12 protein-coding genes and 1 pseudogene are annotated in these 10,340 nt (G+C 58.5%); 4 read left to right on the forward strand and 9 right to left on the reverse strand.

Going from position 1 to position 10,340, the window contains the following annotated elements; all coding sequences use genetic code 11:
• The first annotated feature begins 18 nt into the window (after positions 1-18).
• The 3 genes from SK53_RS21725 to mphR(A) are packed head-to-tail and all read left to right on the forward strand — an operon-like array spanning position 19 to position 2,743.
• Positions 19-924 carry an Mph(A) family macrolide 2'-phosphotransferase gene (locus tag SK53_RS21725; RefSeq protein WP_000219391.1) on the forward strand — a complete coding sequence of 302 codons (906 nt, stop codon included), beginning with the start codon at positions 19-21 and terminating at the stop codon, positions 922-924.
• Positions 921-2,159, forward strand: coding sequence for a phosphorylated macrolide efflux MFS transporter Mrx(A) (mrx(A), locus tag SK53_RS21730; RefSeq protein ID WP_000004159.1), 1,239 nt, complete (start codon positions 921-923; stop codon positions 2,157-2,159). The genes SK53_RS21725 and mrx(A) overlap by 4 nt, the downstream gene beginning before the upstream one ends.
• Positions 2,159-2,743, forward strand: coding sequence for a macrolide-binding transcriptional repressor MphR(A) (mphR(A), locus tag SK53_RS21735; RefSeq protein WP_001137892.1), 585 nt, complete (start codon positions 2,159-2,161; stop codon positions 2,741-2,743). Before mrx(A) ends, mphR(A) begins: the two co-directional genes overlap by 1 nt.
• Positions 2,744-3,235: 492 nt before the next feature.
• Here mphR(A) and SK53_RS21740 read toward each other — a convergent pair whose 3' ends face one another.
• The 9 genes and pseudogenes from SK53_RS21740 to dfrA12 form a co-directional block, all read right to left on the reverse strand.
• Positions 3,236-4,000, reverse strand: coding sequence for an IS6-like element IS6100 family transposase (locus SK53_RS21740; RefSeq protein ID WP_001389365.1), 765 nt, complete (start codon positions 3,998-4,000; stop codon positions 3,236-3,238).
• 226 nt (positions 4,001-4,226) lie between these two features.
• The gene (locus tag SK53_RS21745; protein WP_000130000.1) at positions 4,227-4,532 is read right to left on the reverse strand and encodes a PadR family transcriptional regulator; all 306 of its coding nucleotides are present in this window, start codon (positions 4,530-4,532) and stop codon (positions 4,227-4,229) included.
• A gap of 10 nt (positions 4,533-4,542) precedes the next feature.
• Positions 4,543-5,748: a chromate efflux transporter gene (chrA, locus tag SK53_RS21750; protein WP_000184001.1), complete on the reverse strand. Its 1,206-nt coding sequence runs from the start codon at positions 5,746-5,748 to the stop codon at positions 4,543-4,545.
• Between the two features lie 155 nt (positions 5,749-5,903).
• Positions 5,904-6,107, reverse strand: a complete 204-nt coding sequence (locus tag SK53_RS21755) for a hypothetical protein (protein ID WP_000376616.1) — start codon at positions 6,105-6,107, stop codon at positions 5,904-5,906.
• A gap of 127 nt (positions 6,108-6,234) precedes the next feature.
• Positions 6,235-7,074, reverse strand: coding sequence for a sulfonamide-resistant dihydropteroate synthase Sul1 (gene sul1, locus SK53_RS21760; protein WP_000259031.1), 840 nt, complete (start codon positions 7,072-7,074; stop codon positions 6,235-6,237).
• The gene (locus tag SK53_RS21765) at positions 7,068-7,415 is read right to left on the reverse strand and encodes a quaternary ammonium compound efflux SMR transporter QacE delta 1 (protein WP_000679427.1); all 348 of its coding nucleotides are present in this window, start codon (positions 7,413-7,415) and stop codon (positions 7,068-7,070) included. Before SK53_RS21765 ends, sul1 begins: the two co-directional genes overlap by 7 nt.
• A 116-nt stretch (positions 7,416-7,531) precedes the next feature.
• A pseudogene (locus SK53_RS21770) lies at positions 7,532-8,370 on the reverse strand (AadA family aminoglycoside 3''-O-nucleotidyltransferase).
• Between the two features lie 5 nt (positions 8,371-8,375).
• Positions 8,376-8,666, reverse strand: a complete 291-nt coding sequence (locus SK53_RS23690; RefSeq protein WP_001336345.1) for a DUF1010 domain-containing protein — start codon at positions 8,664-8,666, stop codon at positions 8,376-8,378.
• Between the two features lie 111 nt (positions 8,667-8,777).
• Positions 8,778-9,275: a trimethoprim-resistant dihydrofolate reductase DfrA12 gene (gene dfrA12 / locus SK53_RS21775; RefSeq protein ID WP_001083725.1), complete on the reverse strand. Its 498-nt coding sequence runs from the start codon at positions 9,273-9,275 to the stop codon at positions 8,778-8,780.
• Between the two features lie 144 nt (positions 9,276-9,419).
• Here dfrA12 and intI1 point away from each other — a divergent pair.
• Positions 9,420-10,340, forward strand: a 921-nt coding sequence (gene intI1, locus SK53_RS21780) for a class 1 integron integrase IntI1 (RefSeq protein ID WP_048210015.1), incomplete at its 3' end; no start/stop codon positions are given.

Raw genomic sequence — 10,340 nt, forward strand, 5'->3', positions numbered from 1 at the left:
AGCCCTCAGGAGTGAATCATGACCGTAGTCACGACCGCCGATACCTCCCAACTGTACGCACTTGCAGCCCGACATGGGCTCAAGCTCCATGGCCCGCTGACTGTCAATGAGCTTGGGCTCGACTATAGGATCGTGATCGCCACCGTCGACGATGGACGTCGGTGGGTGCTGCGCATCCCGCGCCGAGCCGAGGTAAGCGCGAAGGTCGAACCAGAGGCGCGGGTGCTGGCAATGCTCAAGAATCGCCTGCCGTTCGCGGTGCCGGACTGGCGCGTGGCCAACGCCGAGCTCGTTGCCTATCCCATGCTCGAAGACTCGACTGCGATGGTCATCCAGCCTGGTTCGTCCACGCCCGACTGGGTCGTGCCGCAGGACTCGGAGGTCTTCGCGGAGAGCTTCGCGACCGCGCTCGCCGCCCTGCATGCCGTCCCCATTTCCGCCGCCGTGGATGCGGGGATGCTCATCCGTACACCGACGCAGGCCCGTCAGAAGGTGGCCGACGACGTTGACCGCGTCCGACGCGAGTTCGTGGTGAACGACAAGCGCCTCCACCGGTGGCAGCGCTGGCTCGACGACGATTCGTCGTGGCCAGATTTCTCCGTGGTGGTGCATGGCGATCTCTACGTGGGCCATGTGCTCATCGACAACACGGAGCGCGTCAGCGGGATGATCGACTGGAGCGAGGCCCGCGTTGATGACCCTGCCATCGACATGGCCGCGCACCTTATGGTCTTTGGTGAAGAGGGGCTCGCGAAGCTCCTCCTCACGTATGAAGCGGCCGGTGGCCGGGTGTGGCCGCGGCTCGCCCACCACATCGCGGAGCGCCTTGCGTTCGGGGCGGTCACCTACGCACTCTTCGCCCTCGACTCGGGTAACGAAGAGTACCTCGCTGCGGCGAAGGCGCAGCTCGCCGCAGCGGAATGAGCGAACGTCGATATAGCCCGCTCGCGACGCTGTTCGCGGCGACCTTTCTCTTCCGGATCGGCAACGCGGTGGCGGCCCTCGCGCTTCCATGGTTCGTCCTGTCTCATACAAAGAGCGCGGCCTGGGCGGGCGCCACGGCCGCTAGCAGCGTCATCGCGACCATCATCGGCGCGTGGGTTGGTGGTGGCCTCGTCGATCGGTTCGGGCGCGCGCCCGTCGCATTGATCTCGGGTGTGGTGGGCGGCGTGGCCATGGCGAGCATCCCACTGCTCGATGCCGTTGGCGCCCTCTCGAACACTGGGCTGATCGCTTGCGTGGTGCTCGGTGCCGCGTTCGACGCACCCGGTATGGCCGCGCAGGACAGTGAGCTGCCCAAACTCGGCCACGTCGCCGGGCTCTCCGTTGAGCGCGTCTCGTCACTGAAAGCGGTGATCGGGAACGTCGCGATTCTAGGTGGCCCGGCCCTTGGGGGGGCCGCAATCGGCCTGCTTGGCGCTGCGCCAACGCTCGGGCTGACGGCGTTCTGCTCCGTCCTTGCAGGTCTGCTCGGCGCGTGGGTGCTTCCCGCGCGTGCCGCTCGGACGATGACCACGACGGCGACTCTCTCCATGCGCGCCGGCGTCGCTTTTCTCTGGAGCGAACCCCTGCTGCGCCCTCTCTTTGGTATAGTGATGATCTTCGTGGGCATCGTTGGCGCCAACGGCAGCGTCATCATGCCTGCGCTGTTTGTAGATGCAGGACGCCAAGTAGCAGAGCTCGGGCTGTTCTCCTCAATGATGGGGGCTGGTGGTCTCCTTGGCATTGCCATTCATGCGTCGGTCGGCGCCCGGATATCAGCGCAGAACTGGCTGGCGGTGGCATTTTGTGGCTCTGCGGTGGGCTCGCTTCTGCTTTCACAGTTGCCAGGCGTGCCGGTGCTGATGTTGTTGGGCGCGCTCGTGGGACTGCTGACCGGCTCAGTCTCTCCCATTCTCAACGCTGCCATCTACAACCGCACGCCGCCAGAACTTCTCGGCCGGGTACTCGGCACGGTCTCGGCGGTGATGCTGTCAGCCTCGCCCATGGTTATGCTTGCGGCCGGCGCGTTTGTCGACCTTGCTGGTCCGCTCCCTGGCCTCGTTGTATCGGCCGTGTTTGCGGGGCTCGTGGCTCTACTCTCGCTCCGTCTTCAATTTGCTACAATGGCGGCGGCAGCCACAGCCTCCGCCCCAACCCATACAGAAGGTGAACACTGATGCCCCGCCCCAAGCTCAAGTCCGATGACGAGGTACTCGAGGCCGCCACCGTAGTGCTGAAGCGTTGCGGTCCCATAGAGTTCACGCTCAGCGGAGTAGCAAAGGAGGTGGGGCTCTCCCGCGCAGCGTTAATCCAGCGCTTCACCAACCGCGATACGCTGCTGGTGAGGATGATGGAGCGCGGCGTCGAGCAGGTGCGGCATTACCTGAATGCGATACCGATAGGCGCAGGGCCGCAAGGGCTCTGGGAATTTTTGCAGGTGCTCGTTCGGAGCATGAACACTCGCAACGACTTCTCGGTGAACTATCTCATCTCCTGGTACGAGCTCCAGGTGCCGGAGCTACGCACGCTTGCGATCCAGCGGAACCGCGCGGTGGTGGAGGGGATCCGCAAGCGACTGCCCCCAGGTGCTCCTGCGGCAGCTGAGTTGCTCCTGCACTCGGTCATCGCTGGCGCGACGATGCAGTGGGCCGTCGATCCGGATGGTGAGCTAGCTGATCATGTGCTGGCTCAGATCGCTGCCATCCTGTGTTTAATGTTTCCCGAACACGACGATTTCCAACTCCTCCAGGCACATGCGTAAACGGAGGTGTGCAGAGTCCCTGCGGCAGGCGACGAACACGACCGTCGTCGATTAGTACCGGTACGGTCGGTGGTATCGAAGTCTTGATCACCACTCAGGTCTACGGCTTACAAATGGTGACCATCCCGATACTTGCGTCAGAGCACCGGGCCGATTCTTTGACAGTGAATCACTCCCGTAAGGTTGTGCCGGTGTGGGTGTCCCGGGTCGAGACGATACTCCGCCAATGCGCCCAGCAAACAACCTGGCCATCGCAGGTGGTGGGGAGCGGTGTGGCGGATGAGTTGGACAAGTTGGTGTAGCAGCACGAGCACGGCGAGATAACATCGCAGGAGTTCGACATGCTCAAGAGACAGCTGATTGCGAATCGCGATGCAGATTCATAACCCGATTGCGGGTTGGCTTCACTCCACCATCACCGAGCAGACTAGCACGGCGGGCTCTGTTGCAAAGATTGGCGGCAGTCAGAGGTAGGCTGTCGCTCTGCGCCGATCAGGCGGCTGCTGCGAAATGGTGGTTGAGCATGCCCATGGCCTCCGTCAGCGCCGAGGGCCCAATGCCAAAAGCTCTCTCCACAAGGCGCACCTCGCCCCTGATGCCGGGCTGCAGGCACCAGGGGCGAGCCTGTCCTTTGCGCAGGGCTCGCATGACTTCGAATCCCTTGATCGTGGCATAGGCCGTGGGGATCGATTTGAAACCGCGCACCGGCTTGATCAGTATCTTGAGCTTTCCGTGATCGGCCTCGATCACGTTATTGAGATACTTCACCTGCCGGTGGGCCGTCTCCCGGTCCAGCTTTCCTTCGCGCTTCAATTCGGTGATCGCTGCACCATAGCTCGGCGCTTTGTCGGTATTGAGCGTGGCAGGCTTTTCCCAGTGCTTCAGGCCTCGCAGGGCCTTGCCCAGGAACCGCTTCGCTGCCTTGGCGCTGCGGGTCGGCGACAGGTAGAAATCGATCGTGTCGCCCCGCTTGTCGACTGCCCGGTACAGGTAGGTCCACTTGCCCCGCACCTTGACGTAGGTTTCATCCAGGCGCCAGCTCGGATCAAAGCCACGCCGCCAGAACCAGCGCAGCCGCTTCTCCATCTCCGGGGCGTAGCACTGGACCCAGCGATAGATCGTCGTATGGTCGACCGAAATGCCGCGTTCCGCCAGCATTTCCTCAAGGTCGCGATAGCTGATCGGATAGCGACAATACCAGCGCACCGCCCACAGGATCACATCACCCTGGAAATGGCGCCACTTGAAATCCGTCATCGTTCCGTCCGTCCAATCTCCGCCAAGCATGCTCAAGCTTCACGATTTTTGCAACAGAGCCCACACGAGTATTGAGCATAGTCGAGATTGGTGCAGATCACTTCTGATATTGAACTGTCAGGAGCTGGCTGCACAACAGCCATTACGCCCAATCAACTGGTGCAGTCGTCTTCTGAAAATGACAATCCAGTTAGGGTATAGCTCAACCTGACATAGAAGCAAAAACTCAACCACCTTCTACCAACTCTCCGAACAGCTCCTTGACCTTTGTTTTCGCATCAGCAAGTGCAGTTCTGCCTTGTTCAGTGATGTCATAAACACGCCGTTCACGTCGCCCGGTGCGTTCGTGGCGTGAGGTCAGATAGCCTTTTTTTTCCAGGCCGTGCAGCATCGGGTACACGGTGCCAGCGCTCATCTCGTAGCCGTGTCGGCGTAGCTCTTCGATGATCCCCAGCCCAAAGACAGGTTCCTCGGCTGCATGGTGAAGGATGTGCAGGCGGATCAAACCGCCGTAGAGGTCTTTGTCAGTCATTTTTTGTGCCTCACAGAGCGACGCTCAACAGCCACCCAGCTGCACCGCTACCGAGGACAACCAGCCACGGCGGGAGCTTCCAGAACATAAGTGCGACAAGGGCAACTAATGCCAAGCCGAAGTCTTGCGGCTGAAAGATGGCGCTAGTCCATACAGGCTGATACAGCGCGGCCAGCAGCAAGCCGACTACAGCGGCATTGATCCCGGCCAGCGCAGCTTGGATGCCTGTATTGCGGCGCAAACGCTCCCAAAATGGCATTGATCCGACGACCAGCAAGAACGAGGGCGCGAAGATAGCCAGCAGACACACAATGCCGCCGATCCAGCCCGACGGGGCGGTGTTCATCGAGGCACCAAGAAACGCGGCGAACGTGAACAAAGGGCCGGGCACCGCTTGAGCTGCCCCGTACCCCGCGAGAAAGGATTCATTGTTGACCCAGCCGGAGGGCACCACTTCGGCTTGCAGTAATGGCAGCACAACGTGACCACCGCCGAACACCAGTGATCCGACACGATAGAAGGAATCCACCATTGCCATGGTTTGACTTGGCATCAGTTCGGCCAACACCGGCAGGCCAATCAGCAAGACAAAGAACAGCGAGAGCCAAAGCACGCCGGCCCGGTGACTGACCGTGATAGGTAGGGGGTCATGCTCAACAACTTTCGCTGGCTTGAACAATAACCGGCCTGCGATGCCTGCGATAGCAATCACGCCAACCTGTCCCCACGCGGACGGCACAAGTAAAACGACGCAGGTAGCAATTGCCATGATGGTGACTCGCAGCCCATCCGTGCATAGGTTACGCGCCATGCCCCATACTGCTTGAGCGACCACGGCCACAGCCACCACTTTTAAGCCATGCAACGCGCCCTGCGAGACGTAATCGCCATAGCTGGAGATGCCGAGCGCAAAAAGGATCAAGGCTATGGCAGACGGCAGCGTGAAGCCAGCCCAAGCAGCCAGCGCCCCGCTGTATCCAGCCCGAGACAGTCCTACCGCTATGCCGACCTGGCTGCTTGCAGGCCCTGGCAAGAACTGACAAAGCGCGACCAAGTCAGCATAGCTCCGTTCGGAGAGCCAGCGCCGCCGTGTGACAAATTCGGCGCGGAAGTAGCCCAAGTGCGCAATGGGGCCGCCAAAAGATGTCAATCCAAGCCGCAGAAAAATAAGAAAGACCGACCATGGTCTGCTGTCATCGGTAGGGTTATTCGTCATACTTTCGCCTTCATGATCTGCAACGAGTTGATCAATAATAAGCGAAATTCGATAACGAAATTCGATATAAATCTAGAAAAAAATACCTCTATGTGTACTACGCAGTTTTAGCTGTGGCTTTCACAGGAGCACGCTTACTTACGGCTTAGCGTGCTTTATTTTCCGTTTTCTGAGGCGATCCCTAGGAGCTCGGATCTCAGGACGAAGGTCTCCGCGAATGTCCGGTCGATCCGCGCGACGTCCCAGGCGGGCGTTCCCTTGGCGGACATCCACGCCGCAGCGTCGTGCATCAGCCGCACAACCTCGTCGATATCACCCGAGCAGGCGACCCGAACGTTCGGAGGCTCCTCGCTGTCCATTCGCTCCCCTGGCGCGGTATGAACCGCCGCCTCATAGTGCAGTTTGATCCTGACGAGCCCAGCATGTCTGCGCCCACCTTCGCGGAACCTGACCAGGGTCCGCTAGCGGGCGGCCGGAAGGTGAATGCTAGGCATGATCTAACCCTCGGTCTCTGGCGTCGCGACTGCGAAATTTCGCGAGGGTTTCCGAGAAGGTGATTGCGCTTCGCAGATCTCCAGGCGCGTGGGTGCGGACGTAGTCAGCGCCATTGCCGATCGCGTGAAGTTCCGCCGCAAGGCTCGCTGGACCCAGATCCTTTACAGGAAGGCCAACGGTGGCGCCCAAGAAGGATTTCCGCGACACCGAGACCAATAGCGGAAGCCCCAACGCCGACTTCAGCTTTTGAAGGTTCGACAGCACGTGCAGCGATGTTTCCGGTGCGGGGCTCAAGAAAAATCCCATCCCCGGATCGAGGATGAGCCGGTCGGCAGCGACCCCGCTCCGTCGCAAGGCGGAAACCCGCGCCTCGAAGAACCGCACAATCTCGTCGAGCGCGTCTTCGGGTCGAAGGTGACCGGTGCGGGTGGCGATGCCATCCCGCTGCGCTGAGTGCATAACCACCAGCCTGCAGTCCGCCTCAGCAATATCGGGATAGAGCGCAGGGTCAGGAAATCCTTGGATATCGTTCAGGTAGCCCACGCCGCGCTTGAGCGCATAGCGCTGGGTTTCCGGTTGGAAGCTGTCGATTGAAACACGGTGCATCTGATCGGACAGGGCGTCTAAGAGCGGCGCAATACGTCTGATCTCATCGGCCGGCGATACAGGCCTCGCGTCCGGATGGCTGGCGGCCGGTCCGACATCCACGACGTCTGATCCGACTCGCAGCATTTCGATCGCCGCGGTGACAGCGCCGGCGGGGTCTAGCCGCCGGCTCTCATCGAAGAAGGAGTCCTCGGTGAGATTCAGAATGCCGAACACCGTCACCATGGCGTCGGCCTCCGCAGCGACTTCCACGATGGGGATCGGGCGAGCAAAAAGGCAGCAATTATGAGCCCCATACCTACAAAGCCCCACGCATCAAGCTTTTGCCCATGAAGCAACCAGGCAATGGCTGTAATTATGACGACGCCGAGTCCCGACCAGACTGCATAAGCAACACCGACAGGGATGGATTTCAGAACCAGAGAAAGAAAATAAAATGCGATGCCATAACCGATTATGACAACGGCGGAAGGGGCAAGCTTAGTAAAGCCCTCGCTAGATTTTAATGCGGATGTTGCGATTACTTCGCCAACTATTGCGATAACAAGAAAAAGCCAGCCTTTCATGATATATCTCCCAATTTGTGTAGGGCTTATTATGCACGCTTAAAAATAATAAAAGCAGACTTGACCTGATAGTTTGGCTGTGAGCAATTATGTGCTTAGTGCATCTAACGCCGGAGTTAAGCCGCCGCGCGTAGCGCGGTCGGCTTGAACGAATTGTTAGACATCATTTACCAACTGACTTGATGATCTCGCCTTTCACAAAGCGAATAAATTCTTCCAAGTGATCTGCGCGTGAGGCCAAGTGATCTTCTTTTTGTCCCAGATAAGCTTGCTTAGCTTCAAGTAAGACGGGCTGATACTGGGCAGGTAGGCGTTTTATTGCCCAGTCGGCAGCGACATCCTTCGGCGCGATTTTGCCGGTTATTGCGCTGTACCAAATGCGGGACAACGTAAGCACTACATTTCGCTCATCGCCGGCCCAGTCGGGCTGCGAGTTCCATAGCTTCAAGGTTTCCCTCAGCGCCTCGAATAGATCCTGTTCAGGAACCGGGTCAAAGAATTCCTCCGCTGCCGGACCTACCAAGGCAACGCTATGTTCTCTTGCTTTTGTAAGCAGGATAGCTAGATCAATGTCGATCATGGCTGGCTCGAAGATACCCGCAAGAATGTCATTGCGCTGCCATTCTCCAAATTGCAGCTCGCGCTTAGCCGGATAACGCCACGGGATGATGTCGTCATGCACGACAAGGGTGACTTCTATAGCGCGGAGCGTCTCGCTCTCGCCAGGGAAAGCCGAAGCCTCCATAAGATCATTGAGCAATGCTCGCCGCGTCGTTTCATCAAGCTTTACGGCCACAGTAACCAACAAATCAATATCGCTGTATGGCTTCAGGCCGCCATCCACTGCGGAGCCGTACAAATGCACGGCCAGCAACGTTGATTCCAGATGGCGCTCAATGACGCTTAGCACCTCTGATAGTTGGTTCGAAATTTCGATGGTCACCGCTTCCCTCATGATGTCTAACGGGCGAGGTAAGCCGACCGCAGAATGCGGGTCGGCTTGACCGAAATGTTAGAACCAGAAGCCAAAACGGATAACTTGAATTTGGCGACGGGCGCTAACCGTGAAAAAACGCTGCGCCACCGAGGCGGCACAGCACTGCAAAAACGATAGCTGCTTGCGCTTGCTACGCAAGGGCTAGAGGCCAAAAAGACTGAAAACCTGCGCAGCCCATGCAGGCGAAGCCCGGAAAAAAGGCAAAACAGGCACTGAATAACGCCTGAAAAGCTAAATGCCGTTTGAATAAACATGAGCTAAATAAAGCTGGGTTTCAGTGGTGCTAACGTTGGACGTAACGAGAGCCGGAGCGCAGCGGAGGGAACCAAAATGCGCAGCATTTTGGCGTCCCGTTGACGGAATGGTTAGCCGTTTCGACGCGCATAAACGGAGTGGGTGTACGGAATTACAGCTTGAATGGTTTCGGTTGAGACAAGCTCGAATTCTGTTTCGTTGAGCATTGGGAAGAAGGCGTCACCCTCGAAGGTTTGATGTACCTCAGATAGAAACACGCCGTGGGCGTGAGGTAGTGCCAGAGTGTATATCTCAGCTCCGCCCGCGACGTAGAGTTCATTGCCGAGTTCGGATGCCAAAGCGATAGCGTGCGACAGCGTTGAAACAACTACGCAGCCAGTGGCGCGGTAGTTAGCTTGGCGTGAGATTACCAATGTGTGACGGTTCGGTAGAGGCTTGCCGATAGACTCAAAGGTCTTTCGCCCCATGACAACGACTTTTCCCTCAGTGAGTCTGCGAAAAATCTTCTGCTCACCCGGAATTTTCCAGGGGATATTAGGACCATTGCCAATAACCCGATTGGCTCCCATCGCAGCAACGAGATAAATGCGTACTGATTCCGAGTTCATATGGCTAACTTTGTTTTAGGGCGACTGCCCTGCTGCGTAACATCGTTGCTGCTCCATAACATCAAACATCGACCCACGGCGTAACGCGCTTGCTGCTTGGATGCCCGAGGCATAGACTGTACAAAAAAACAGTCATAACAAGCCATGAAAACCGCCACTGCGCCGTTACCACCGCTGCGTTCGGTCAAGGTTCTGGACCAGTTGCGTGAGCGCATACGCTACTTGCATTACAGCTTACCAACCGAACAGGCTTATGTCCACTGGGTTCGTGCCTTCATCCGTTTCCACGGTGTGCGTCACCCGGCAACCTTGGGCAGCAGCGAAGTCGAGGCATTTCTGTCCTGGCTGGCGAACGAGCGCAAGGTTTCGGTCTCCACGCATCGTCAGGCATTGGCGGCCTTGCTGTTCTTCTACGGCAAGGTGCTGTGCACGGATCTGCCCTGGCTTCAGGAGATCGGAAGACCTCGGCCGTCGCGGCGCTTGCCGGTGGTGCTGACCCCGGATGAAGTGGTTCGCATCCTCGGTTTTCTGGAAGGCGAGCATCGTTTGTTCGCCCAGCTTCTGTATGGAACGGGCATGCGGATCAGTGAGGGTTTGCAACTGCGGGTCAAGGATCTGGATTTCGATCACGGCACGATCATCGTGCGGGAGGGCAAGGGCTCCAAGGATCGGGCCTTGATGTTACCCGAGAGCTTGGCACCCAGCCTGCGCGAGCAGCTGTCGCGTGCACGGGCATGGTGGCTGAAGGACCAGGCCGAGGGCCGCAGCGGCGTTGCGCTTCCCGACGCCCTTGAGCGGAAGTATCCGCGCGCCGGGCATTCCTGGCCGTGGTTCTGGGTTTTTGCGCAGCACACGCATTCGACCGATCCACGGAGCGGTGTCGTGCGTCGCCATCACATGTATGACCAGACCTTTCAGCGCGCCTTCAAACGTGCCGTAGAACAAGCAGGCATCACGAAGCCCGCCACACCGGGCACTGTTGCAAAGTTAGCGATGAGGCAGCCTTTTGTCTTATTCAAAGGCCTTACATTTCAAAAACTCTGCTTACCAGGCGCATTTCGCCCA

Origin of the sequence: Enterobacter sp. MGH119 (genome assembly GCF_001037675.1) — a bacterium.
GTDB lineage: Bacteria > Pseudomonadota > Gammaproteobacteria > Enterobacterales > Enterobacteriaceae > Enterobacter > Enterobacter hormaechei_C.